This is a genomic window from Prochlorococcus marinus CUG1417, assembly GCF_017695975.1.
GTDB lineage: Bacteria > Cyanobacteriota > Cyanobacteriia > PCC-6307 > Cyanobiaceae > Prochlorococcus_A > Prochlorococcus_A marinus_AG.
Window position 1 is genome coordinate 425,530 of sequence record NZ_JAAORN010000001.1, and the last position, 23,797, is coordinate 449,326.

Consider the following 23,797-nt stretch of genomic DNA (forward strand, 5'->3'; position numbering starts at 1 on the left):
TTTTATTTTCGTTCAGAAATTTCTTTACCATAACCATAGGGATTTTCAACTAATGGAGCTTCTCCTTCCCAATTTTCAACTGGAGGTGGAGAAGATGTTAACCATTCGGGTGTAAGAGCATTCCAAGGGTTATCTCCAGCATCTTTTCCATTTCTTACACTAAGGAATACATTAATTAAAAAAGGAATTGTACTTATAGCCATCAAAAGAGCCCCAAGGCTACTGATTTGATTAACGAACTGGAATTGAGGATCATATTCTGCAACTCTTCTTGGCATTCCATTTAAACCAAGCCAATGTTGAGGGGCAAAGCACAAGTTAAATCCGATAAAGGTAATGATAAAATGTAAAATTCCTAATTTTTCATTGAGCATTTTTCCAGTTACTTTGGGGAACCAATGATAAATTGAAGAGAAAATAATAAAAACAGTCCCTCCATAAACTATGTAATGAAAATGGGCGACAACGAAATAGGTATCATGTACGTGAATATCGAAAGGGACCTGTGCCAAAGCAACTCCTGTAATACCTCCAAAAACGAAATTTATAATAAATCCACAAGAGAATAACATTGCACTATTTATGGAAATTTTACCTCCCCATAATGTTGCAACCCAATTAAAAAATTTTATACCTGTTGGAACAGCAATAAATGCTGTGGCAATCGTAAAGAACAATCTCATCCAAGGGGGCGTTCCACTTGTAAACATGTGATGCGCCCAAACTACTAAACCTAAAACTACTATCCCCATTATTGAAAAAACCATTGTTGTATATCCGAAAAGTGGTTTTCTAGCATGTACAGGAAGTATTTCACTAACTAAACCAAAGGCTGGAAGGACCATAATGTATACAGCTGGATGAGAATAAAACCAAAATAAATGCTGATAAACTACTACATTGCCTCCTAAAACAGGATTGAAAAACCCCGTATTAGCAATGATATCGAAGCTAAGAAGAATTAAAGTGCCTGCTAAAACAGGAGTTGACAAAACAACTAATAGACTTGTTCCAAGCATTGCCCAACAATACATTGGCAATTGCATTAGTTTTAATCCTGGCCTTCTTAATTTGATAATGGTGGCTATAAAGTTTATTCCACCAAATATAGAACTGCCTCCAAGTAATAGAACGCTCAGAATCCAAATAATTTGTCCAGATTGAGGAGTAGTTATGCTTAAAGGTGGATAAGCCGTCCATCCAGCCTGAGCAGCACCATCAACAAAATAGCTTGCTACCAACATCAAACCTGAAGGAGGAATTAACCAAAAAGCTACGGCATTTAATCTTGGGAATGCCATATCTCTCGCACCTACATAAAATGGAATTAAATAATTTCCAAAAGCACCGTTTACTACTGGCACTATCCAAAGGAATATCATTATTGTTCCGTGTAAAGTTAAAACTTGGTTATAAACATCTCTTGGCATGAAATCAGACATTGGACTGGCTAGTTCAATTCTTATAGCGCTCGCTAAGCTTCCTCCTATCAAATAGAAGAGAAAACCACAAACCAAGTATTGTATCCCAATTACTTTATGATCAAGGCTAAAACTAAAGTATCTAAGCCAGCCTTTAGGTTGAAGGCTTTCATTATTAGTTTTTTGTGGATCAATTGATATTGTCATAAATTTACCTCTGGTTTTTTATTTTTGTTAAACCATTCGTTGTAATCAGATTCTTCTTCAACAATTATGGAGGCTCTCATCCCTCCATGATATGGGCCACATAATTCTGCGCAAATTATCGGATATTTTCCTACTTTTGTAGGAGTGAAATTTAGAATAGTAGGTTGCCCAGGAATAATATCCTGTTTAATTCTGAACTCTGGCACCCAAAAAGCATGAATGACATCTTTGGATTCCATTTTCATTGATACTTTTTGATCAACAGGAACGTGTAGTTCTCCTGATATGAAATTCCCCTTGGGATAATTGAATAGAAATGCAAATTGCATAGCTGAAACTTCAATTGATAAATTATTTATTGCTATTTCATTATCAGAAGTTTGACTTATTCCAGCCCATATTTTTTCAGAATTAGAACTCATCATTTCATGGTTATGATTTAGTTCTTTCATCCCTCCCATTCGATCGTAGATGTTGTAACTATATAAACCTATTAACAAAACAATTATTGAAGGAATAATTGTCCATACAATTTCTAAGCTTAAATTTCCCTCTAAAGCTATACCATCACCTATCTGATCATTTCTTTTCCTAAACCTAAATAAGCTATAAATAACAGCTATTGTCATTCCTATAAAAATAATTAATCCAATGATGAAAAGAATTTTAAAAAGTTCATCGTAAATTGGTGCATTAATACTTGCTTCCGTTGGGAGCAAATTTACATTAAAACCAATCCAAAAAGATATAGCAAAAACAAGTGAAATAATTAATATTAAATAAATGTTTTTATTTAACAATTGATCTCTAAAAATTTGTATTTATATTCTCAAGATATTCAATTTTTTTAATCCTGCATCCTTTGTTAAAAGAAAAACATTTAAATTCACAACTTCTTAAGATTTACGAAATAAAAGACGTATTATTAATAACTTTTTAGAGTTAATTGTCAGGGAAAAAAGATTAAATTAGTAAATTATTTTTTAAATTAAACATATTAATTTTTAATTAATGTTTGGTTTTTGAATCTAAATTATTATGCAAAATAATAGGTTTTATCCATTTGATTAATAACCAGTTATATAAATCAAAATATCTGACGATTTTTAAAAGGTTGGGAAGTCATAGTGTATTTGCACTTATCGCACTAATCGTAATTGGAGGTGCTACGAGAGTTATGGAGGCAGGACTTGCCTGTCCAGATTGGCCATTATGTTATGGATCTTTTTTGCCTTTTAAACATATGAACCTAAGAGTATTTCTAGAGTGGTTTCATCGTCTAGATGCTTTTCTGGTTGGAATATTAATTCTTTTTAAATTTGCGCTTTCAATTATTTGGAAAAATAAAATTCCAAATTGGTTACCTAAAACTTATTCATTATTACTTTTTCTCGTTATTGTCCAAGGATCCTTTGGAGCTTTAACAGTCATAAACCTGCTTGATTCATATACTGTCACTGGCCATCTCTTAATAGCTTTTCTACTTCTCATTACAACAATTTCAATAAATCAAAATTTAGAAAATGACGACATTGAAGAGCCTTTAATTTGGTGGAGATTATTATTTTTTGTTCCTCTTTTACTTACTCTGATTCAATCTTTTATTGGCGTAAGGCTTTCATCAACCTGGTCAGCGCATATTTGCTTATCTTTTAATAAACAATGTCTAATTCTAAATACACATAAATTATTTTCTTTTCCAATTGCTTTCTCAATTTTATTGATTATTGCTATTGCAATTTATAAGAGAAGTTTGCTTGATGAAAATTGGAAATATCTCACAACACTTATTTTTCTCTTGTTTTCCCAAATTACTTTGGGTGTCTTAAGTCTTAAAACAAATTTAAATGAACCTATTTTTATTATCGGTCATCAACTTAACGCCTCTTTATTTATTGCGATATTAACAACATTAATTTTTAGAAATCCTTTTACTAAAAAAGGTCCAAACCACTCCCTTAATCCCCAAACGGCCGGTATCAACTCATGAACAGTAGTAACTTAGAAAACTTGAACTATAAATCTTCAATTAGGGATGAAGTTGTACCTTCAAGAAAAAGATTAACTTTGCCGCCCTGGCTTGAAGTAGCGAAACCTAGATTAATCCCACTTTTACTGGCTACAACTTTGGGAGGAATGGCTTTAACAGAAGAATGGCCTTTGTCTTCCCCGAAACTTATCTGCACTTTAGGAGGAGGCGCTTTGGCAGCAGCAGCAGCAGGAGCTCTTAATTGCTTGTGGGAAATGGAATTAGATAAGCGGATGACAAGAACTAGCAAAAGAGCCTTGCCAGAAGGAAAGTTGTCCTCTCAGACTGTATTTTTAGCTGCTGTATCATGTACTTTGGCAGCTTCGATGCTTTTAGTAAGTGGTGTAAATTATTTGGCTGCAGGTTTAACTCTTCTTGGTTTATTTAGCTACGTAATTTTATATACAGTTATTTTGAAACCTCGTACAACAAAAAATATTGTTTTCGGAGGAGTTGCTGGTGCGATACCGCCCTTAGTTGGAGCGTCTGCTGCCACAGGGCATGTAGGTCTGAGTGGTTGGTGGTTGTTTGGTTTAGTAATGTTATGGACCCCAGCTCATTTTTGGGCACTTGCAATTTTGTTGAAGGATGATTACGCATCTGTTGGTATTCCTATGCTCCCTTCTGTTAAAGGATCTGTTTTTACTGCTAAAGCGATTTCTCGTTACGGATGGGCAACAGTTTTAATGAGTATTATGGGAGTCTTTGCTTTACCTGAAGGGGGTCTCTTATACGGAATTATGTTATTGCCATTTAATGGAAGACTTTTGCAATTAATAAATGAATTAAAGAAATCTCCTGATGATCTTTCAAGAGCAAAATCTCTTTTTAGGTGGTCTATTCTCTATATGTTTGGCATTTGTCTTTTGTTATTAATTTCTAGGACCCAATTATCCGTAGAATTTGAGCAGCAATCTATGCAAATATTTTTATCTATTGTATCCCTGCTTAGTAATTAAATTAGATGTAAAATGTTTTTTAAGTAAATAGTAAGTTTGATGAATTATATAAAAGTTAAAGGGCTCTCAAAATCTTATTCAGAAATTAATGCATTAAAAAATTTATCAATGGAAATTGAAGCTGGTACATTATTCGGAATACTAGGTCCAAATGGTGCTGGCAAATCAACACTAATAAAAATACTCGCTACTTTAATAGAGCCTGATAGTGGAGAAGTTTTTATAAATAATATTAATCTGATAAAAAATTCAAGGAAAATTAGAGAATTAATTGGTTATGTCGCTCAAGACATTGCACTTGATAAAATATTAACTGGACGAGAGCTTTTGGATTTTCAATCAGATTTATATCACATCAACAAAAATAAAAAATTTGAAAGGATAAATAAATTAATAGATCAATTAGAAATGAATGATTGGATTGATCGTAAGTGCGGCACTTATTCAGGGGGAATGAAAAGAAGAATAGATCTGGCAGCTGGACTTTTACATTTACCCCAAGTATTAATTTTAGATGAACCTACAGTTGGTTTAGATATTGAGAGTAGGAATATCATATGGCAACTTTTGAAAGATTTGAGAAATAATGGAATGACCATTATTTTAAGTAGTCACTATCTTGATGAAATAGATAAATTGGCTGACAGATTAGTGATAATTGATGATGGAAGAGTTATAGCAAAAGGAACTCCTGCAGAGCTCAAAAATAAATTAGGAGGAGATAGAGTAACTTTGAAAGTAAGAGAATTTAGTAATCAGGAAGAAGCAAAAAATATATGTAAAATTTTATCTTCAATAGATGGAATTAGTCAGATTATCATAAATGAATCTCAAGGTTTCTCGATAAATTTCGTAGCAGATAAGCAAAAAGATTTACTTACAAAGCTAAAAGTGGAATTGGCCTTCTCAAAGTTTGAAATTTTTTCTCTTACCCAAAGTCAGCCAAGCTTGGATGATGTATATCTTCAGGCAACTGGGAAAACATTATTGGATGCTGAAATTTCTATGGCAGGGAAAAGAGACCTAAAAAAAGAATCAAAGCAATCCATGCGATAAAAAAAACTTTTGGTTAACTAACTATAATGAATAGTAAGTACTGCTAATTATGGAATTACAACAGTATAATTTATTTTTTTTATATCAAGAAACATTTGCCTTAACAAAGAGATTATTTATTCAATTACAAAGAAGACCATCAACTCTTTTAGCAGGAATATTACAACCAATAATTTGGCTTTTTTTATTTGGGGCATTATTTTCTAAAGCTCCTGAAGGTTTTTTACCAGGAGTTGATTCTTATGGGAATTTTTTAGGTGCAGGACTTATTGTTTTTACTGCTTTTAGCGGAGCCCTAAACTCTGGTCTTCCTTTAATGTTTGATAGAGAGTTTGGATTTCTTAATAGATTACTTGTGGCTCCTTTAACCAGTAGATTATCTATAGTTTTATCTTCTTTCTTTTACATAACAATCTTGAGCTTTATTCAGAGTATTGTAATAATGATTGTTTCATACATTTTGGGTTATGGATGGCCTAACCTATATGGTTTAGGAATTGTATTTACAACACTAATTTTATTAGTTCTTTTTGTGACATCAATAAGTTTATGTTTAGCGTTTGTTTTGCCGGGACATATTGAATTAATCGCTCTTATATTCGTAATAAATTTACCTCTTTTATTTGCGAGTACTGCTTTGGCTCCAATCTCTTTTATGCCCAATTGGCTAGGGTGGCTAGCTTCATTAAATCCATTGACTTTTGCTATTGAACCTATAAGGACTGCTTATACACAAAATATGGATTTAGAATTAGTGGCTTTACACGCCCCATATGGTGATTTAACTTGTAAGAGTTGTATCTCAATTTTATTTTTTTTAACAGTAATCTCTCTAATTGCTATAAGACCTCTGTTAAATAAAAAGTTAAATTAAAAAATTCATGCTTTTAAAAAACCATCTAATAGAAGTTTTTAAAAAGGCCTCTTCAGAAAATAATTTTTTGCTTAAAGAAAATATTGTTCTTAAGTGGGTCCATAGATTTGGGATTGATTCTTTAAGTGATTTATTAATTCATAGTACAGTTTTAAAGGAAAAGCAGAATAAGAAAGAAAATCAAGAACAAATTTCTTTAATTGATGAAGTGACTGAGGAAGAAAATCAAGAACAAATTTCTTTAATTGATGAAGTGACTGAGGAAGAAAATCAAGAACAAATTTCTTTAATTGATGAAGTGACTGAGGAAGAAAATCAAGAACAAATTTCTTTAATTGATGAAGTGACTGAGGAAGAAAATCAAGAACAAATTTCTTTAATTGATGAAGTGACTGAGGAAGAAAATCAAGATACTAATAAAATAAAACAATATATAAATACCCAAAAATCACCACTTCCTTATATTAAAAATTTACGAAAGTGGATTAATAACGATAAAAAAGCTAGTTAGCTTTTACATCATTCCTGGCATACCCATGCCACCCATCCCTGGCATGCCCATACCACCCATTCCTGGCATACCCATACCACCCATTCCTGGCATACCCATACCACCCATTCCTGGCATACCCATGCCACCCATTCCTCCCATGGGATCTCCTCCTGGGCCTCCTGGGGCTGGGGTTTCAGGCTCTGGAATATCAGCAATTGCCACTTCTGTTGTAAGGAGCATAGCTGCAATAGATACTGAATCTTGAAGAGCCAATTTTAATACTTTGGTTGGGTCTAATATCCCAGAATCTTTTAAATCCTCATATTTTCCTGAATTAGCATTAAACCCTTTTTTAAGCCTTTTAATTTCCGCGACCACTACATCACCATTAAAACCCGCATTTTTTGCAATTTGTTTAGTAGGTTCTAAGAGAGCTTCTTTTAATATATTTATACCTGTTTTTAAGTCGTCGGATGACTTTTGACTTAAATTTAAAAGATCATCTGAAATCTCTATTAAAGTTTGTCCACCTCCTGAAACAACACCTTCTTCAATGGCTGCCTTTGTAGCATTAAGTGAGTCTTCTGTTCTTAATTTTTTATACTTCATCTCTGTTTCTGTGGCAGCTCCTACTTTGATAAGAGCCACTCCTCCAGAAAGTTTGGCTATCCTTTCATTAATTTTATCCTGGTCGTATTCTGATTCTGTTATTTCGACTTCCTTTTTTAATTTCGCTACTCTCTCTTTTACTAAATCTTTAGTGTCTTCAAAGGCAACTATTGTAGTTTTATCTTTTGTAATAGTAATTTTTTTTGCTTTACCTAAATCATTTATGGATGCTTTATCTAATGTCATCGATTTGTCTTCACTAATTAAATTGGCTCCAGTAAGAATTGCAATATCCTCAAGGGCAGCTTTTCTTCTCTCACCAAATAGTGGAGCTCTTACGGAAGCTACATTTAAAACTCCACTATTTTTATTCAATACAAGTGTTGTTAATGCTTCTCCTTCTATATCTTCAGCAAGAATAAGAAAAGGCGAGCCTGATTTTTGAATTTCTTCTAATATTGGAACTAAATTAGCTAACGTTGAAATTTTCTGGTCAGTAATTAATATTTTGGGGTTTTCAAGTTCACAAACTTGTCTTTCTGGGTCCGTTACAAAATATGGGGAACTATATCCTCTATCAAAAGACATTCCTTCAGTTATATCTAATTCTGTATCTAATGATTGAGATTCTTCAACAGTTATGACACCATCAGAAGTAACGATATCCATGGCCTTTGAGATTATAGATCCTATTTCTTCATCACCTCCAGCACTAACTGTTGCTACTTTTTGAATATCAGAACCACTTAACGAAATACTTTTGGAACTTAATTTTTCTAGAACAAAAGCCAAGCCTTTCTCCATACCTTTTTTTAACTCCATAGGACTGGCACCAGAAGCAATATTTTTTAATCCTTCCTGAACCATCTTTTGAGTCAAAATTGTTGCTGTTGTTGTTCCATCACCAGCATTCTCTTTTGTCTTGGAAGCAACTTGTTCTATTAACTTCGCGCCTAAATTAGAAATAGGGTTTTCAATCGCAATCTCTTTAGCAACTGTAGATCCATCTCTTACTACGTCTGGAGAACCAAATTTTCTCTCTATTACTACGTTTTTTGCCTTCGGCCCAATTGTAACCTTTACTGCATTAGCTACGAAATTTACACCTTTTTCTAGTGCTTCTCTCGATTCATTAGAAAAACTTAACTGTTTGGCCATGTTTGCTGATTCTTTTCCTTATTCTAATCTCCCATAGAATCTTTATTTAAGGGATATTTAATTTAGTGGGGAAAGCCGAATTTCTTTTAATGAGACATACAAACTTATTCAAATAAGAGTATCTTTAAGATATGGATGAAACAAATAATCTTATTTTTACTCTTACTGCAATCCTCGCGATTGCTATGACACTAATATATTTTCCTCTAAGATTTTTCTTGACACTAACTGCAAGAAGTAGAAGATTAAAATTATTACAAAAAATTAGAAGGTTAAGAGATGAATTGGGACAACCATATGAAAGTACATAATCAAATACTCATACCCCCATCAATACTAATTGTTTGTCCTGTAATGTAATTTCCTGCATTACTTGAAACTAAGAATGACACTAAGTTTGCAATTTGAGTGCAACTTCCTAATTTCCCTAGAGGAATTACTTTCAGAATCTCTTCAGTATTAAGTTTTTCAGTCATCTCTGTTTCTATGAAACCTGGGGCTATTGCATTCACGTTTATACCTCTTGAAGCAAATTCTTTAGCGCAAGTTTTGGTGAATCCAATAATTCCAGCCTTGGCTGCAGAATAATTTGCTTGACCAGGATTACCAATTATTCCAACAACAGATGAAATGTTTACAATACTACCGCTTCTTTTTTTCATCATAAATTTTGAAGCATATTTTGTACAAAGAAAAACTCCTTTCAAGTTTGTATTTAGTACGTCATCCCATTGTTCCGATTTCATTCTCATTAATAGTCCATCTCTGGTAATACCAGCATTATTAATGAGGATATCAATGGACCCATTAATTTTTATGATTTCTTCAAAAGCTGAACTGACAGAATCCTCCTTAGAAACATCAAATTTTAACTTATGAGCTTTACCTCCAGATTTTTTTATTAAATTTACGACTTCTTCAGCTTTTTCATCGGATGAAGAGTAATTAATAAAAACTTCTGCTCCTAAGCGGCTTAGTTCTAAAGCAATTTCTTTACCAATTCCTCTGCTAGCTCCAGTAATTAAAGCAACTTTGTCTGATAATGAATCTGTATTGGACATTATTAAATTTTATAATTTTCAATCGTAGTACTATTTGTGTAAAGATATTGCTTTTATTTATAATTGTCTAGAAAATAAAAAGATCTTTTATCGTGCACTTTTTAATACCAGCTGCAGGCAGTGGTAGCAGAATGAAAGCCGGGAAAAATAAATTACTTATTGATTTAGAAGGCGAGTCATTGATTTATTGGACACTTAAATCTGTATTTTCTGCAAGCTCAACAAACTGGGTTGGGATAATTGGGCAACCAAAAGATAGAGAATTATTATTAAATTCAGCTAAAGAATATGCCCAAAAAGTTCATTGGATCAATGGTGGAGATACAAGACAACAGTCAGTTTTTAATGGTTTAAATGCACTACCAAAAGATGCTGAAAAAGTTTTAATTCATGATGGTGCTCGGTGTCTAATTAATCCTGAATTGATAGATCAATGCGCCAATCAATTAGATGGAAATGAGGGTGTAATTTTGGCTACTAAGGTAACTGACACAATAAAGGTTGTTGATAATGAGGGTTTTATCAAAGAAACACCAGATAGAAATTATTTATGGGCAGCGCAAACTCCTCAGGGCTTTTTAGTAGATAGCTTAAAAAAAGCTCATAAGATGGCAATTGATAAAGGCTGGGAAGTGACAGATGATGCCTCACTATTTGAAAAGCTTAATTGGAAAGTAAAGATTATTGAAGGAACTTATTCCAATATAAAAATCACTTCCCCTATAGATTTGAAAATAGCAAAACTTTTTGTGAAGAACTCCTCGTTATAAAGGTATATTCATACTAAGAATGCCATCATCACCATTTAAGGTAGCTTCATATCCTAAAGGGATGCAAGCATTCCCTGCTATATGGCCTATAGGGAGGTTAAAAAGAATAGGAAAACTAAATTCTTTTAGTCTTTCTGTAATGCAGTTTTTGAGTAAATCGTTCCATTCAGGATCGGAAGAATTATTAGAAAAATTTCCAAATCCAATACCTTTAATTTCAGTAAGTGTTTTAGTCATCCTCAAGTAAGTCAACATTCGATCAATTTTATAAATATCTTCATTAATATCTTCAAAAATTAATATTTTCCCTCTGCAATTTGGGAAGTGATTAGTACCAATTAAAAAACTAGCAATAGTTAAATTTGAAACTATAATTTCCCCTTTCGCTTTTCCTCCTCTTAAAGGAATTCCCTTGATTTCATCAACATATCCTTCAAAAAGTAAATTTCTTAATCTATCAATACTCCACTCTGGCTCTTTGAAGAGGCTTGCAACCATGGGCCCATGAATTGAACCAATAAATCCTTGAGAATATTTAGATAGTAATAAAGAACATGTATCTGAGAATCCAAGCATTAAACCATCCCGCCAAGAAGGTTCTTTTTCTAATATTCTTGCTGAACCCCAGCCTCCTTTAGCAAAAATTATTAGCTTACTATTTTGTGCTTTTTCCAGTTCTCTAAATCTAGTAAGATCATCTCCTGCAAAATAACCGAATCTTTTTGATAGAGAATTATTCTCATTAACTTCTAAGCCCCAGTTCTTTAAAATTTCTACCCCTTTTTGAAAATTCTCTTCTTCATCGATAAAGGAGCCTGGGGCTAAGATATCGATTCGATCACCTTTTTTTAATCTAAAAACCATACTTGGAATTCATGAGGCAATAATAATTCCAAATAAGAAGACTCCTCCATAAATTGATTGATTTTTGAAGTGATTCCCAATGTTTTTTATTGATTGCCTATTCTCAGGAAATATCTTTAGTATATCTCTCTGCATTAAAATCGACGTCGTAAGCCAAATTGGCCAAAAAATAAAATTCATTTGATTAATAAATCCACATAATGCGAGAAAAATAGAAGTTAAAAAATAACAAATTTGAATAATTATTCTTGTATTGTTCTGGAGGTTAACTGCAGAACTATTTATTCCAATTTTGACATCATATTTTTTATCTGCTAAAGCATATACCGTGTCAAAGCCAAAAGTCCAAAAAATGGTAGCTAGCCAGCAAAACAATAAAACGATGCTATTCAAATTGCCTTCATTTGCTGCCCAGGGAATTAAGACAGCAAAACCCCAGCATATGGACAAGATTAATTGAGGATACTTAAACCATCTTTTAGCAGAAGGATAAATTAAAATAATAGGTAAAGCTAAAAAGGCAAGTGAGATGGAAAGGGTCCTTCCAGGTTGAGGTAGTGACAAAGTTAAAAAGAAACTACATAAAATCAAGAAGAAAAGAATTGAATAAGCGGTTTTAAGACTGATTTTATTTGCAGCTAGAGGTCTATTTTTTGTCCTAATAACTTTTTGATCAATTTTTTTATCCCAAATATCATTAACCACGCAGCCTAATCCACTTACTAATACGCCTCCCAGGAATATTTTTAACAACATTAATAATGTTGGATCAGCATCTGGCGTTAAATATAAGCTCCATCCCGCAGGAATAAGTAAAATCATTCTGCCTGTGGGCTTATTCCATCTTAATAATTCAAAGAAGGTACTTAATTTAAAGTCTCGATTTTTATTTTCCATATTACCTATTGTATATTTCATAACTTTAAATAATCTTACTAGGATTAAGTGATTTCTATTATTTAATAATCACTCTTGAGTATATTTATTAATGGATTAAAGATATTTGCATCTTTTAGAAAACAATGATAGATAACCAAGATTTAAGATATTTTCAAGAAAAGCAAATTTTATTAGCTTCGATAGATATTGGAACTAACTCTACACATCTCTTGATAGCAGAAATTAATCTAGACTTAAAATCATTTTCAATAAAATTCACTGATAAATCAACCACTCGACTTGGAGAAAGAGATGATGAGGGCAATCTTACTGAAGAATCAATTCAAAGGGCATTAGTTACTCTTAAACGATTTAAGGAATATTGTAAAAGTAATGGAGTAAAACAAATAGTATCAGCCGCAACAAGTGCAGTCAGGGAAGCTCCAAACGGTCAAGATTTTATCAGAAGAGTTTTTGATGAAACTGATATTAAAATAGAATTGATAAGTGGTTCAGAGGAAGCCAGATTAATTTATCTTGGTGTTTTATCTGGAATGGCTTTTGAAGATAAGTCTTATGTAATCATAGATATTGGAGGAGGATCTACAGAATTAATACTTGCAGATAAAAAAGATGCAATAGCACTTACAAGTTCGAGAGTTGGTGCTGTAAGACTAAAGAATGATTTTTTAAATAAAGATCCTATAAATTCAGAAAGATCAAAGTTCTTGAAAACTTTTATTCAAGGTTCTTTAGAACCATCCGTTCAAAAAATAAAAAGAAGATCTAAGGAAGATAAGCCTTTAAATATGATTGCAACAAGTGGTACTGCAACCTCATTAGGAAATTTGATTATAGATGATTTAGGAGAATCTAAACAAAAGATTCATGGTTATAAATTTAAAAAGGAAAATCTACAGAATGTGTTGGGTAAACTGCTTAAAATGCCAGTTTTGGAAATTAAAAAAATACCCTCTTTGAGTGAGAGAAGAGCAGAAATAATTATTCCAGGTGCATTAATATTAAATACCGCAATGGAAATGTTGAACTTTAATGAATTAACTATTAGCGAGAGGGCATTAAGAGAAGGTTTAGTTGTTGATTGGATGCTTCGTAAAGGGATAATAAAAAACGAATTTTTTATTCAAAGCAATATTAGAAAAACAACCATAGTTCATCAGGCCAGCAAATTTGGAGTAGATAAGAAAAGAGCTGAGAAAGTTATCGATATTGCCTTTCAAATTTATGATCAGACTAAAAATATCTTTCATAATGATAATGACTCTAAAGCTAAAGAACTTCTTTGGGCAGCTTCTAATCTTTATAATTGTGGAAAATTTGTAAACATTAGTTCATATCACAAACACTCCTGGTACTTAATAAAAAATTGCGAATTGTTGGGATATTCTGAAGCAGAAACAAATATTATTGCTGCGATTGCTAGATACCATAGAAAGACTCTACCGAAGAAAAGACACGAGTCTTGGCAAAATTTAATATCCAAAGAGAATAAAAAAATTGTTCTTGAAATGTCATTAATTTTAAGACTTGCAGCATCTCTTGATCAAAGACCTGAGAAGGTGATATCCCAAGTTCAAATAAAATTGCAGGAAAATCTTCTTACATTTGAAATTATGCCTTCAAATAGAAACCATGATCTTCTTCTTGAAAAATGGAACTTAGGATTATGCCGTAATGCAATAAAAGAATTAAAGAATTTGGATTTAAAAGTTATTTAGTTTTTTTAATAAGTTCTTTTTTTGGAGTTTGATTCTGAAAAGACTCCGAAAATAAATTAAAAATTAAGGAGGAGGCGATTAGTCCGAGAAAGCCTGAAATTAAAATAAATATTGTGAATCCTATCTTAGTCAGACTCTTAGATTGCCTAGATGTATGATTTTTTTTTGAAACTTCTTCAACTATTTCTTCAATTTTTATTTCTTTCCTTTCTGTATTAAATTCATTCATTATAAATTCTGTATCAAGTTTCAGCTTCTGTGAAATCCTCCGAACCATTGCTTTGACGAAGACTTTTTCAGGTAGTTTTTCTTCGTTACCTTCTTCAATAGCTTCAAGTTGATGATTTCCGATTTTTAAATCAGAAGCCAATTCTTCAATAGATTGATTTCTACTTAACCGGGCTTCTTTAATAAAATTTCCAATTCTTTTTAAAGAGGAATTCTCTTCTTTATTTTTTTCTTTGGTAATAGATTTTATTTCTTTCAAAGTAAGTAAATTTTTACTAATTATAGTGATTAATATTTTTCTATCAACTTTAAGATTATTTATTTCTAAAAAGATGTTTATAAGATGGATTATAAAGATTAGACCTGTTATGAGAATTTTTAATTGCAGGGCTAATTATATAAATAGTTGTTCTAATTAATTTTTTTTCAATAGAAAATTTTTCCATATCTTTTAATTCTATTATTGATGTCCAACCATCATCCCAAGATACTCTAAATCCGACAATCACTTTAGTCTCTGGGGGATAAAACTCTAATAAAGTTTCTTGAGACCTTTTTACGTGCCTAGCACTTAGATAAAGACATAAAGAGGAATTATGTTTTGCAAGATCTTTTAGAGATTCTTTCCCGGGCATACCTGTTCTTCCCCCCGCTCTAGTTAAAATTATTGTTTGCGTAACATCAGGTATAGTTAGCTCTGCCTCGTGATATGCTGCAGCGACTTGAAAAGCACTAACACCAGGAACAACTTCAATTCCAATTTTTTCTTTTTTTAAAATTTGGATTTGCTCTCTAATTGCTCCAAAAAGACAAGGGTCACCATCATGCAACCTTATAACAGTTTTCCCTTCCTGAAATTTTTTTATCATAATTAAGGTAATTTGCTCTAAGGTGAGTGAACTCGTTTTTATTTTTTCAGAACCATCTTTAGAAAATTCTAAAATCTTTTCAGGAATTAGAGAATCTGTCCAGATAATGACATCTGCGAATTGTATCTTTTTTAAAGCTTTTATTGTTAATAAATCCGGATCGCCTGGACCAACTCCAATAAAGGATATTTTTTTATCCATTCTTTCTTTTGTTACTACCATATTTTTTTAATCTTAAAAAAAATATTCCAATTAATCCAGAAGAAAACAGAAAAATGCTTATAAATTGAGCCATTCTTATCCCGCCACTACAGAAAGGCGGAAGACCACCAATACATAGTGGGTCAGTTCTTAAACTCTCAATCCAGAATCTTCCAAAGCTATAACTTATTAAGTAAACGCAGCTAATAAAGCCAGGCCTGGAAAGATCTGTTTTATTTTGTTTATTAAAGATAAAAATAAGAAGTAAGAAAATTAAAAGATTCCACAATGACTCATAGAGAAAAGTGGGATGAAAAAATTCGTAATTAATAAATTCTAAAGGTCTATTTTGGACTGGTATAAATAATTTCCAAGGTAAATTTGTGGGAACCCCAAAGGCTTCATTATTGAAAAAATTGCCCCACCTTCCTATAGACTGCCCAAGAATAATGGAGGGAATTAATATATCTATAAAAGTTTTTAAATGAATGTTTCTCGACTTGCAGAAATAGATAATAGATATTAGACCTCCAATTAGACCTCCATGTATAGCTATGCCTCCTTCCCAAACTGCTAGAAAAGAAGGAATTTGAATGGTGTTATTGAATAGTTCTAAAGAAGTAAAAAAGTTCTCACCACTATATTGCCTCCACTCAAAAATTACGTAATAAGCTCTAGCTCCAATTAAAGAAAAGATTATTAAAGATGGAAGTATTTCACTTATATAATCAGGGTTAATATTTCTTGCATTCGCAAGTTTTTTAGAGATAAATAGACCTATTAAGACTGAAATCGAAATCAGCAGACCGTACCATCTAATAGTTATAAATCCTAAATTTAAAAAAGCTTCTCCAGGGGATTGTATAAAAGCTTGAACTGTAGGCATCTAAAGAAAGTTAAATACCCTCTGCCGCTTGAACTTTCTCTACCTGTTTTTTCTTTAATACTAAAAGTATTTGTGTTAGTCCAACACCAATAAAGAATGCAATCAGTCCAATTACTCTATAAGGGCTCTGTAGAACAACTTCAGCGTCTAATTGTCCAAAGCCTCCAACGTTGGGATCATTAGTAAGCGGATCGCCAGCATTGACTTTATCTTCTGCTTTTACTATGAGTTGAGGGCCAACAGGTATTGCTTCAGTTGTTAATTCACCATTATCGTTTTCTATATTTACCCTATAGCTGCCATCTTCAATTGTATCTATTGAATGAATAGTTCCTGAGGTAGAAGAGGTAAATACTACATTATTGCTCTTATCTCCAGTTGGGTAGACCTGACCTCTTCCTCTATTACCTCCGATATGTAATGAGTATTTCCCATAGTGATATTCTTTGTTAGTGGATGGATCAGGGGAAAGTACAGGGAAAACGATTTCTTTATTGGTATCGCCAGGTAAAGGTCCAACAATGATTATATTATCTTTCTCTTCACTGTAATTAGTGAAATATACCCCTTCTGTTTCCTGTTTAATTTCTTCGGTCCATCTTTCTTGTGGAGCAAGTTTGAAGCCATCAGGCAGCATTACAACAGCACCAACTTGTAATGGGACTTCAGAACCATCAGCCCCGATCTCTTTCAAGTCATTTTTGTAGGGTATTTTGACAACAGCTTTGAAAACGCTATCGGCACCAACAGATTGTGGAACCTCTGCAATAGTGGGCATCTGAGCTAGATGGCAGTTTGCACAGACTATCTTTCCTGTGGCTTCTCTTGGGGATTCGTAGTTTTGCTGAGCCCAAAAAGGGTAAGCAAAAGTGATCTTAGGATAAAAAATAATGCTCGAAAAGAAGAGCAGCGTGCAGATAAATAAACTTGTTTTTTTCATGATTTGATTTTTAAGATCTTTCATTTTTTTATGCCCACCAAGGATTTTCATTAGTTCTAAAGTCAGTTTCTGACCATTGTTTGACAAGTACTGCATCATCTTCGATATCGACATGAGCTAAAGCTAAAGATAAAGGAGCAGGCCCTCTGACAACCTTCCCATTTGTATCGTACTGACTGCCATGACAAGGACATATAAATTTATTAGCACCACTATCCCATGGGACAACGCAACCTAAATGAGTACAAATTGCATTTAAACCAAATTCTCCTATTTCTCCACCATCATTAACTATTAAATAAGTTGGATCTCCTTTGAGACCCTGAACTAGGCTTCTATCTCCTGCTTGATGGGTAGCCAGCCAACCTGTCTTAGTTATTGGATTTCCTAATTCATCTTTAGCAGAGGTTCCACCGCCCCCACCTCCTGCTCTTAAAGGCATGAAATAATTAGCTACTGGGTAAAGAGCTCCTAAAGCAACACCAGTTGCAGTACCAAATGTAAGAAGATTCATAAATTGCCTTCGACCCATTGAAGGGACATCATTGGAACTTAATTGAGTCATTCGCTACTTGGTTCTGTTATTTATTAATTATTATGGATCAAATTGCTCAATTTCTGTTGCAAATAGATAGGACTTTTAATAATTTAAAGTAAAAGTTTAGAAAGTCTTAATTAATTGATTTAAATGAAGCCATTACTAGTAGATGAAGTTATTCATTATTTGATTCATCGCTGGGGAAAAAAATATGATTTTAGACTCTTTAGAAGAGGTAAATTTGTCTATTTTCAGATGATGTGGGGATTCCTTGGACAGGAATCATTTCCTTTAAGTGAAGAAGAATATAAAAAATCTATAGCTGATAAAATTGAGATTCTAAACAGATGTGGTTACTCAGAGGAAGTAAGGGAATGGCTAAAGAAAGTCAATGCTAAGCCAAGATTAGGTAGAGCTGTTAGCTTGCAATTAAATGTTAATGAGAAGATGAAAGAGTTTTTGACTTAAGATTTTCTGATAAGTAAGTTAATCCAGTTCCTACAAAAAATAAAAACACAATAGAAATAGATAGCAATGACATTGTTAATGGGTCTGTTGAAGGGGTTATCACTGCAGATAAGATTGCTGAAGAGATTACAACTATTTTCCAATTAGAAATCATTTTCTCTGTAGTAATTATTCCAAGAGAACCAAGAATAAATTGTAACACTGGCAATTGAAAAGCTATTGCAGTGCTAGACATTAATAAAAGAACAAAATCAAAATATCTTTCTATTGACCATGTTGGTTCAACAATATCAGCACCAAAAGTAATAAAGAAATTTATGGCTGCAGGAACTAATATCCACCATGAAAAAATTAATCCCAAAAAAAATAAAAATCCTGAACCAAAAACAGCTGGCAGGATAAGGCTTTTTTCTTGTTTCGTTAATCCAGGTGAAATGAACAATATTATTTGATAAAAAATGAAAGGTATAGAAACTATTAATCCGCTGTAGCCTGCAACTTTAATAGCGACAAATAAAAACTCTCCTGGGGCAAGTTGTAGTAAATGAATATCACCAGCTGGAATTTCTAAAAAAGATATTAATGGCTTAATAATTAGTAAACTAAAGAATATTGAAATAACTACTGAGTAAATTGACTTTAGTATCCTTTGTCGAAGCTCCTCTAAGTGATCGCTAAAAGTCATAGAATTTGATAATTTATTTTCACTCTGACCTGTATCTTTCATTATTTTTTAATAAGGATTTTTTAAGAAAAAGTTTTAAAATTAATCTATTCAAAGTCCAATTTTATTTTCTAAAAATTTATTTATTTGCCTAATTTTGGATTTGTGGGATCTGGTAATAAGAAAGGAGGTGCATCATTTAAAGATGACTCGCCATAAGTTTCATATTCTCTGTATCCACCCATTTTCCCATTTGTTTTCATTAAAGCACTTACGAATGCAAGTAATAAGAAAACTGTAGGGGCTCCAATTATTAATGCAGCACCAAATAGATATCCAACAATAAATTCTGGAAAACTATGATTTCCTAAAAATTCATGAGTGCCCAAAAGAAAATCAAACATTTAGATTTAAAAAATTTTTTTTATTATAAACTAAATTACTGTTTTAAGATTTTTTTTAATGTAATCTTCTCCTCTTGTAGGATTTCCCCAAATAATTTCTCCATTTTTAAAGGAAACACAACCTGGTCCTCCTTTTTTGATTTTCTGCAAATCTTTAACCTTTACTAAATTAATTGGAACTTTAATGTTTCTTTTTGCCTTACTAAATAAGGCAGCTAAATCTGCAGCTATTTGAAGATCTTGTTCAGATGCTGCTTGAGTTGAAGACTTTAAAACTACATGACTACCTGGTGATTCCTGCGCATGAAACCATAGATCGCCTTTTTTTGAAAACTTAAAGGTTATTAAATCATTTTGCCTCATATTTCTCCCTACCTGAAGCTTCAATCCTGTTGGAGTACTTACTTGAATTGGTGAAGATTGTATTTCAGATGTACTGTTCTTATCTTCTCTTTGCTTTTTGATATTGATATTAAACTCGTTACATATTTCTTCCATAATTTCTTCTAGTAGTTTGATTCTTATAAAAAGTTTTTCATGATTTAAAGAATTTAGATTTTCTATTAGTGTAGAGAATTCATCTAATCTTTCTATATTTGTTCTGTAAATACTTAATCTTTTTTTTATCAATTCTCTAGATCTCTTAAGTTTTTTTGACTTTTTATAAAGTTTTTGTCCTTTAATAATATCTCTTTTTTTAATTTCATTTGAACTGAATATCTTGTCAGCTTTTTCTTTATATACCTCGTAGTTTTCTGATTTTATCAAAAGATCATATTGAATATTTAAATTCTTTTTCTCAGTATTGGTCTGTTTAAAAATTATCCCTTCAATTTTCTTTCCCAATAATTCAAGTTTTTTTTGCTTAAGATGATGGTCATAATAGTTCTCTAAACCGGTGCATAAATCTATTTTATTTTCGTAATTAATATCTTTATCAGAAAACCAAACGCAATAAAAATCTTTATTAAATATGGAAAAGTTAAAGTTATTGTTTCTAAAACGATTTATCCAAATCTTCCAATTTTTAAATATCTCCTTTAAGTCTGAATCGCTAATGAAATCGATATTTTTTTCCATTATTTCTGCGTCGATATTTTTGCTAACTACCTCTAATTGTTTTGTGAGGATAGGGCTTACACCTTGGTAAGTATTTATTAGACAGTATTTTAAAGATTCAGCTACGATTGAAATTGAGTCTTTCCATGATTCAAAGGACTCTTCTTCTTTAGGTTGTTTTTTGAGATTGGCTGGAGGGCCAGAATAAATTGATCCTGTTGAAATTGTTCTAAAACTGGATTGACTAGATTTAATTTGTTTCCCAACTGCAATTATTTTATGTTTATTATCTAAATAAAAAATATTACTATGTTTTCCCATTAACTCAAAAATTAAATACTTACTTACTTCCTCTCCAGGTTTTTTTGCAAAACCAAATTTTATAACTCTCTCGAAATTATCTTGTTCAATCGAAATTAAAGCCATATACTTTAATCCGTATCTTATTTGTTTAGAAAGTGTGCTTTCTCTCCCAATCTTTTCCGGTTTATTTATCTTTAGTATTCTAGGCGAGTCTCCATTCCATGAAAATTCTAACCATGTTTGAGAATTAACTCCTCTGAAACAGAATTGAACTGTATTAGTGTCTGGTTGTTGGGCAGTTTCAAACTTTGTAGGTAGGATGTTCTCTGTCAAATAATGCAAGACGGATCTAATAGATGTAATATCCATTATCTGTGGCACACCTTTTTGCATTATTCCTTTTTTAATTCACAAGATGTTTATCTTACTGTAAAAAATTTAATATGAAAAATCAAAAAAAACTCATTATCCTTACTGGACCCAGCGGCGTGGGTAAAGGAACAGTTGTTAAAGAACTATTAGGTAAAGAAAAAAATTTTTGGCTTTCAATATCTGCAACTACTAGAGAACCCAGAGAGGGAGAAAAAGACGGAGAAAGTTACTACTTTTTAAATCAAGAAAAGTTTAAAGAGATGATTGAACAAAACTTGTTCCTTGAATGGGCTCAATTCGCTGGGAACTACTATGGAACACCTCTCTCTTCTGTTAATGAGAAAATAAAAAAGGGATTTACTGTGCTACTTGAAATTGAGGTAGAGGGCGCAAGGCAGATAAAAAATAAGTTTCCTAATTCTCTGTCAATATTTTTACTTCCTCCGGATAAAGAAGAGTTAGAGAGAAGGATAAGAAATAGAGGTACAGAAAAAGAAGAGGCAATTAAAAAAAGACTCTTAAGGGCTAATTATGAGATTTCAGTATCAAATCAATTCGATTTTGTGTTAACAAACCACAATGTTGATGAAACAGCTAAAAAAATAATCAAGTTAATAAAAACTTGATTATTCTCTTTTTGTCTCAGCTCATTGGATGAAATAATAAATCTGGGAAAAACCTATTGAATTCAATAATAATTCCGGCTGTAAGGCTTAGCCAAATTGCTGCTACTACTGGGGCAGATCTTACAAATTTTGTGTTTAGGATTTTGAACATTTTATAAAAGTTTTTAAAGATGTTTAGCGAGGACCATTAAGTGTAATGTTGTTATCTTTCTCTCTTAAATCTCCATTTCTACCTTGTTTATTAGCGAGAAGAGGCCATTGCGCTCCTTTTACAAGACATTTTCTTGCTAAGTCTAAGTCAATAATGATCTCAAGATCTGCTGGATTCTTAGTCTTTTTTGATTCAATCAAATACTCTCTTCCAGACCAGCCTATAATCCCAGCAATGTAAATGAACAATACTCCGGGAATAAGTAAATCGCCTTCATGACCTCTATTTAAAAGGGCTCCCCATGGCTCAAGAGGAGGTCCAATTATTAAATGTGGAAGACCATCATCTCCGCATGATGCTTTTCCGTATCTTTCAAATCTTGCGATGTCTTTTTGAGTAGTTGCAGAATTTGCTCTCTCAATGAATTTAGGATTTTCAGAGCATTTTGTGAGGGCTGAAGCAGTATATTCTGTGCTAGCTCTGTCTGCGTTTAAGGCAGGCCCATTTGCAGCTAGAGCAATTGGAGTAATTCCTAGTAACAGAAAAACTGAGGTTATGATTGAAAAAAAGAATTTCATAAGTTGCAATCTTTAATTCCTTATAGTGTGTTGATTAAGAAATTAATATTAAAATAGAACAAGTTGAATCAAAAATGAATAAAGTTTTAGCTATTGAAACAAGTTGTGATGAGACATCTGTCTCAATAGTTTCTAATATTGGCGATACTTTCAAAATACATTCAAATATAATCGCATCTCAAATTGAAGATCATTCAAAATGGGGAGGTGTCGTGCCTGAACTCGCAGCTAGAAAGCATTTAGAGTTATTACCTTTTGTTTTAGATAAGGCTTTAGAAGAATCAAAAATCAAAATTGAGGAAGTTGATTATATTGCATCAACTGTAGCTCCTGGATTAGTTGGTTGTTTAAGAGTTGGCTCTATAACTGCAAGATCTCTTTGCATGTTACATTCAAAGCCATTTTTGGGAATTCATCATTTGGAGGGGCATTTATCTTCAATTCTATTTTCAGAAAACTATCCAAAGAAATCTTTTCTTACATTACTTGTCAGCGGCGGACATACTGAATTGATAAAGGTTGATGATAGAAGGGTAATGCAGAGACTTGGGAAAAGTTTTGATGATGCTGCTGGAGAAGCCTTTGATAAGGTTGGAAGACTATTAGGTTTAAGTTATCCTGGAGGACCTGCAATTGAAAAGATTGCTAAAAATGGGGACCCAATGAAATTTAATTTACCAAAATGTAGGATTTCTGATAAAAAAGGTGGATTTCTTAAATATGATTTCTCTTTTAGTGGTCTAAAGACCGCCGTATTAAGATTAGTTGAGAGAATAAATTTGGATGGGAAGGCCATTCCAATTCCTGACATTGCTGCAAGTTTTGAGAGAGTAGTGGCAGAAGTCTTGGTGGAGAGAACAATAAAATGCGCAGAAGACCATAGCTTGGATGATGTTGTTGTCGTTGGAGGAGTGGCTGCTAACAATACATTAAGAAAAATGATGATTAGCGAAGCTAGTAAAAAATCTATTAAAGTTCATTTAGCTCCCATTAAACTTTGTACAGATAATGCGGCAATGATTGGAGCGGCGGCGTTGTTTAGGATCAAATTTAAGGATCATTTGAGTTCCCTTAAATTAGGTGTCGCAGGAAGACTATCTATTGAAAATGCATATACCCTTTATGAAGAAAACCCTCCTTTTTAACTTCAATGAACAAACAATCTAAAATCGAGATTAAAGAGACAAAAAACTTTGTTGATAAAAAGGAACTGAATTTGTGGAAAAGAGGTTTTACCCCTCAAGCTGAAATATGGAATGGAAGGATGGCAACTGTTGGTATAGGAATTATTTTTCTAATTATTGCTTTAATAAGCCAATTTTCTTAAAAGAAATAAAATTCATTTAAATTAAAAGTAGTTTTGAAAGATTTAGTGAAAATTACTCTTGTTC

The 23,797-nt window shown here is 32.4% G+C and carries 28 protein-coding genes; 12 read left to right on the top strand and 16 right to left on the bottom strand.

What is annotated here, in order from left to right; all coding sequences use genetic code 11:
- Positions 1–2 precede the first annotated feature (2 nt).
- Complete coding sequence (gene ctaD, locus HA140_RS02400) at positions 3–1,628, bottom strand: cytochrome c oxidase subunit I (protein ID WP_209039565.1); 1,626 nt, start codon at positions 1,626–1,628, stop codon at positions 3–5.
- Entirely contained in the window at positions 1,625–2,428 is an 804-nt protein-coding gene (coxB, locus tag HA140_RS02405) for a cytochrome c oxidase subunit II (RefSeq protein WP_209039566.1), read from the bottom strand. The genes ctaD and coxB overlap by 4 nt, the downstream gene beginning before the upstream one ends.
- A 263-nt stretch (positions 2,429–2,691) precedes the next feature.
- Between coxB and HA140_RS02410 the strand changes: the two genes are divergently transcribed.
- The 5 genes from HA140_RS02410 to HA140_RS02430 are packed head-to-tail and all read left to right on the top strand — an operon-like array spanning position 2,692 to position 7,057.
- Complete coding sequence (locus HA140_RS02410; protein ID WP_209039567.1) at positions 2,692–3,618, top strand: COX15/CtaA family protein; 927 nt, start codon at positions 2,692–2,694, stop codon at positions 3,616–3,618.
- Positions 3,615–4,616, top strand: a complete 1,002-nt coding sequence (locus HA140_RS02415) for a heme o synthase (protein WP_209039568.1) — start codon at positions 3,615–3,617, stop codon at positions 4,614–4,616. Before HA140_RS02410 ends, HA140_RS02415 begins: the two co-directional genes overlap by 4 nt.
- Before the next feature lie 39 nt (positions 4,617–4,655).
- Positions 4,656–5,672, top strand: a complete 1,017-nt coding sequence (locus tag HA140_RS02420) for an ABC transporter ATP-binding protein (RefSeq protein ID WP_209039569.1) — start codon at positions 4,656–4,658, stop codon at positions 5,670–5,672.
- Between the two features lie 49 nt (positions 5,673–5,721).
- Complete coding sequence (locus HA140_RS02425) at positions 5,722–6,546, top strand: ABC transporter permease (protein ID WP_209039570.1); 825 nt, start codon at positions 5,722–5,724, stop codon at positions 6,544–6,546.
- 7 nt (positions 6,547–6,553) lie between these two features.
- Positions 6,554–7,057 carry a glycoprotein gene (locus HA140_RS02430; protein ID WP_209039571.1) on the top strand — a complete coding sequence of 168 codons (504 nt, stop codon included), beginning with the start codon at positions 6,554–6,556 and terminating at the stop codon, positions 7,055–7,057.
- Positions 7,058–7,060: 3 nt separating this feature from the next.
- Here HA140_RS02430 and groL read toward each other — a convergent pair whose 3' ends face one another.
- A complete protein-coding gene (gene groL / locus HA140_RS02435) occupies positions 7,061–8,806 on the bottom strand; it encodes a chaperonin GroEL (protein ID WP_209039572.1) in 1,746 nt (581 codons plus the stop codon).
- Positions 8,807–8,937: 131 nt separating this feature from the next.
- Between groL and HA140_RS02440 the strand changes: the two genes are divergently transcribed.
- Positions 8,938–9,117: a hypothetical protein gene (locus HA140_RS02440; protein ID WP_011376012.1), complete on the top strand. Its 180-nt coding sequence runs from the start codon at positions 8,938–8,940 to the stop codon at positions 9,115–9,117.
- On the opposite strand, the gene fabG is transcribed toward HA140_RS02440, so the two are convergent.
- Positions 9,118–9,867, bottom strand: a complete 750-nt coding sequence (gene fabG, locus HA140_RS02445; protein WP_209039573.1) for a 3-oxoacyl-[acyl-carrier-protein] reductase — start codon at positions 9,865–9,867, stop codon at positions 9,118–9,120. It lies immediately after the preceding gene.
- A 92-nt stretch (positions 9,868–9,959) separates the two neighbouring features.
- On the opposite strand from fabG, the gene ispD reads away from it, so the two are divergent.
- Positions 9,960–10,637, top strand: a complete 678-nt coding sequence (gene ispD / locus HA140_RS02450) for a 2-C-methyl-D-erythritol 4-phosphate cytidylyltransferase (RefSeq protein WP_209039574.1) — start codon at positions 9,960–9,962, stop codon at positions 10,635–10,637.
- On the opposite strand, the gene HA140_RS02455 is transcribed toward ispD, so the two are convergent.
- Together HA140_RS02455 and HA140_RS02460 are read right to left on the bottom strand one after the other, a co-directional pair.
- The gene (locus tag HA140_RS02455) at positions 10,632–11,501 is read right to left on the bottom strand and encodes a S66 peptidase family protein (RefSeq protein ID WP_209039575.1); all 870 of its coding nucleotides are present in this window, start codon (positions 11,499–11,501) and stop codon (positions 10,632–10,634) included. The two genes, ispD and HA140_RS02455, sit on opposite strands and share 6 nt — an antisense overlap.
- A 9-nt stretch (positions 11,502–11,510) precedes the next feature.
- Positions 11,511–12,419 (bottom strand): 4-hydroxybenzoate polyprenyltransferase, encoded by a 909-nt coding sequence (locus HA140_RS02460; RefSeq protein ID WP_374938789.1) that lies wholly within the window; start codon positions 12,417–12,419, stop codon positions 11,511–11,513.
- Positions 12,420–12,523: 104 nt separating this feature from the next.
- Between HA140_RS02460 and HA140_RS02465 the strand changes: the two genes are divergently transcribed.
- Positions 12,524–14,119, top strand: coding sequence for a Ppx/GppA phosphatase family protein (locus tag HA140_RS02465; protein ID WP_209039576.1), 1,596 nt, complete (start codon positions 12,524–12,526; stop codon positions 14,117–14,119).
- On the opposite strand, the gene HA140_RS02470 is transcribed toward HA140_RS02465, so the two are convergent.
- The 5 genes from HA140_RS02470 to petC are packed head-to-tail and all read right to left on the bottom strand — an operon-like array spanning position 14,112 to position 17,808.
- On the bottom strand, positions 14,112–14,606 hold the full coding sequence (locus HA140_RS02470; RefSeq protein WP_209039577.1) for a helix-turn-helix domain-containing protein: 495 nt from the start codon (positions 14,604–14,606) through the stop codon (positions 14,112–14,114). The genes HA140_RS02465 and HA140_RS02470 overlap by 8 nt on opposite strands.
- A 55-nt stretch (positions 14,607–14,661) precedes the next feature.
- Positions 14,662–15,417 (bottom strand): precorrin-4 C(11)-methyltransferase, encoded by a 756-nt coding sequence (gene cobM, locus HA140_RS02475; RefSeq protein ID WP_209039578.1) that lies wholly within the window; start codon positions 15,415–15,417, stop codon positions 14,662–14,664.
- Positions 15,410–16,303: a prolipoprotein diacylglyceryl transferase gene (gene lgt, locus HA140_RS02480; protein ID WP_209039579.1), complete on the bottom strand. Its 894-nt coding sequence runs from the start codon at positions 16,301–16,303 to the stop codon at positions 15,410–15,412. The genes cobM and lgt overlap by 8 nt, the downstream gene beginning before the upstream one ends.
- 10 nt (positions 16,304–16,313) lie before the next feature.
- Complete coding sequence (gene petA / locus HA140_RS02485; RefSeq protein ID WP_374938795.1) at positions 16,314–17,246, bottom strand: cytochrome f; 933 nt, start codon at positions 17,244–17,246, stop codon at positions 16,314–16,316.
- Between the two features lie 25 nt (positions 17,247–17,271).
- Positions 17,272–17,808: a cytochrome b6-f complex iron-sulfur subunit gene (gene petC, locus HA140_RS02490; protein ID WP_209039581.1), complete on the bottom strand. Its 537-nt coding sequence runs from the start codon at positions 17,806–17,808 to the stop codon at positions 17,272–17,274.
- A gap of 123 nt (positions 17,809–17,931) precedes the next feature.
- Between petC and HA140_RS02495 the strand changes: the two genes are divergently transcribed.
- Positions 17,932–18,249, top strand: coding sequence for a DUF3067 family protein (locus HA140_RS02495; RefSeq protein ID WP_209039582.1), 318 nt, complete (start codon positions 17,932–17,934; stop codon positions 18,247–18,249).
- Here HA140_RS02495 and tatC read toward each other — a convergent pair.
- The 3 genes from tatC to HA140_RS02510 form a co-directional block, all read right to left on the bottom strand.
- A complete protein-coding gene (tatC, locus tag HA140_RS02500) occupies positions 18,218–18,976 on the bottom strand; it encodes a twin-arginine translocase subunit TatC (RefSeq protein WP_209039583.1) in 759 nt (252 codons plus the stop codon). The two genes, HA140_RS02495 and tatC, sit on opposite strands and share 32 nt — an antisense overlap.
- An 80-nt stretch (positions 18,977–19,056) precedes the next feature.
- Positions 19,057–19,317, bottom strand: coding sequence for a hypothetical protein (locus tag HA140_RS02505; RefSeq protein WP_079293330.1), 261 nt, complete (start codon positions 19,315–19,317; stop codon positions 19,057–19,059).
- A 30-nt stretch (positions 19,318–19,347) separates the two neighbouring features.
- Positions 19,348–21,048, bottom strand: coding sequence for an Rqc2 family fibronectin-binding protein (locus HA140_RS02510; protein ID WP_209039584.1), 1,701 nt, complete (start codon positions 21,046–21,048; stop codon positions 19,348–19,350).
- Positions 21,049–21,122: 74 nt separating this feature from the next.
- Here HA140_RS02510 and gmk point away from each other — a divergent pair, with 74 nt between their 5' ends.
- Entirely contained in the window at positions 21,123–21,677 is a 555-nt protein-coding gene (gene gmk, locus HA140_RS02515; RefSeq protein ID WP_209039585.1) for a guanylate kinase, read from the top strand.
- 16 nt (positions 21,678–21,693) lie between these two features.
- On the opposite strand, the gene psaJ is transcribed toward gmk, so the two are convergent.
- Both psaJ and HA140_RS02525 read right to left on the bottom strand, forming a co-directional pair.
- Entirely contained in the window at positions 21,694–21,828 is a 135-nt protein-coding gene (psaJ, locus tag HA140_RS02520) for a photosystem I reaction center subunit IX (protein ID WP_011862490.1), read from the bottom strand.
- 23 nt (positions 21,829–21,851) lie between these two features.
- Positions 21,852–22,406 (bottom strand): Photosystem I reaction center subunit III, encoded by a 555-nt coding sequence (locus tag HA140_RS02525; RefSeq protein ID WP_209039586.1) that lies wholly within the window; start codon positions 22,404–22,406, stop codon positions 21,852–21,854.
- Between the two features lie 74 nt (positions 22,407–22,480).
- Between HA140_RS02525 and tsaD the strand changes: the two genes are divergently transcribed.
- The gene (gene tsaD, locus HA140_RS02530; RefSeq protein ID WP_209039587.1) at positions 22,481–23,551 is read left to right on the top strand and encodes a tRNA (adenosine(37)-N6)-threonylcarbamoyltransferase complex transferase subunit TsaD; all 1,071 of its coding nucleotides are present in this window, start codon (positions 22,481–22,483) and stop codon (positions 23,549–23,551) included.
- A 5-nt stretch (positions 23,552–23,556) separates the two neighbouring features.
- Positions 23,557–23,733 (top strand): high light inducible protein, encoded by a 177-nt coding sequence (locus HA140_RS02535; protein ID WP_209039588.1) that lies wholly within the window; start codon positions 23,557–23,559, stop codon positions 23,731–23,733.
- Positions 23,734–23,797: the final 64 nt, after the last annotated feature.

Coding starts and splice junctions, on each gene's coding strand:
- ctaD (WP_209039565.1), bottom strand. CDS start 1,628: ATGACAATATCAATTGATCCACAAAAAACTAATAATGAAAGCCTTCAA.
- HA140_RS02415 (WP_209039568.1), top strand. CDS start 3,615: ATGAACAGTAGTAACTTAGAAAACTTGAACTATAAATCTTCAATTAGG.
- HA140_RS02420 (WP_209039569.1), top strand. CDS start 4,656: ATGAATTATATAAAAGTTAAAGGGCTCTCAAAATCTTATTCAGAAATT.
- HA140_RS02425 (WP_209039570.1), top strand. CDS start 5,722: ATGGAATTACAACAGTATAATTTATTTTTTTTATATCAAGAAACATTT.
- HA140_RS02430 (WP_209039571.1), top strand. CDS start 6,554: ATGCTTTTAAAAAACCATCTAATAGAAGTTTTTAAAAAGGCCTCTTCA.
- groL (WP_209039572.1), bottom strand. CDS start 8,806: ATGGCCAAACAGTTAAGTTTTTCTAATGAATCGAGAGAAGCACTAGAA.
- HA140_RS02440 (WP_011376012.1), top strand. CDS start 8,938: ATGGATGAAACAAATAATCTTATTTTTACTCTTACTGCAATCCTCGCG.
- fabG (WP_209039573.1), bottom strand. CDS start 9,867: ATGTCCAATACAGATTCATTATCAGACAAAGTTGCTTTAATTACTGGA.
- HA140_RS02455 (WP_209039575.1), bottom strand. CDS start 11,501: ATGGTTTTTAGATTAAAAAAAGGTGATCGAATCGATATCTTAGCCCCA.
- HA140_RS02460 (WP_374938789.1), bottom strand. CDS start 12,419: ATGAAATATACAATAGGTAATATGGAAAATAAAAATCGAGACTTTAAA.
- HA140_RS02465 (WP_209039576.1), top strand. CDS start 12,524: ATGATAGATAACCAAGATTTAAGATATTTTCAAGAAAAGCAAATTTTA.
- cobM (WP_209039578.1), bottom strand. CDS start 15,417: ATGGATAAAAAAATATCCTTTATTGGAGTTGGTCCAGGCGATCCGGAT.
- lgt (WP_209039579.1), bottom strand. CDS start 16,303: ATGCCTACAGTTCAAGCTTTTATACAATCCCCTGGAGAAGCTTTTTTA.
- petC (WP_209039581.1), bottom strand. CDS start 17,808: ATGACTCAATTAAGTTCCAATGATGTCCCTTCAATGGGTCGAAGGCAA.
- HA140_RS02495 (WP_209039582.1), top strand. CDS start 17,932: ATGAAGCCATTACTAGTAGATGAAGTTATTCATTATTTGATTCATCGC.
- tatC (WP_209039583.1), bottom strand. CDS start 18,976: ATGAAAGATACAGGTCAGAGTGAAAATAAATTATCAAATTCTATGACT.
- HA140_RS02505 (WP_079293330.1), bottom strand. CDS start 19,317: ATGTTTGATTTTCTTTTGGGCACTCATGAATTTTTAGGAAATCATAGT.
- HA140_RS02510 (WP_209039584.1), bottom strand. CDS start 21,048: ATGGATATTACATCTATTAGATCCGTCTTGCATTATTTGACAGAGAAC.
- gmk (WP_209039585.1), top strand. CDS start 21,123: ATGAAAAATCAAAAAAAACTCATTATCCTTACTGGACCCAGCGGCGTG.
- psaJ (WP_011862490.1), bottom strand. CDS start 21,828: ATGTTCAAAATCCTAAACACAAAATTTGTAAGATCTGCCCCAGTAGTA.
- HA140_RS02525 (WP_209039586.1), bottom strand. CDS start 22,406: ATGAAATTCTTTTTTTCAATCATAACCTCAGTTTTTCTGTTACTAGGA.
- tsaD (WP_209039587.1), top strand. CDS start 22,481: ATGAATAAAGTTTTAGCTATTGAAACAAGTTGTGATGAGACATCTGTC.
- HA140_RS02535 (WP_209039588.1), top strand. CDS start 23,557: ATGAACAAACAATCTAAAATCGAGATTAAAGAGACAAAAAACTTTGTT.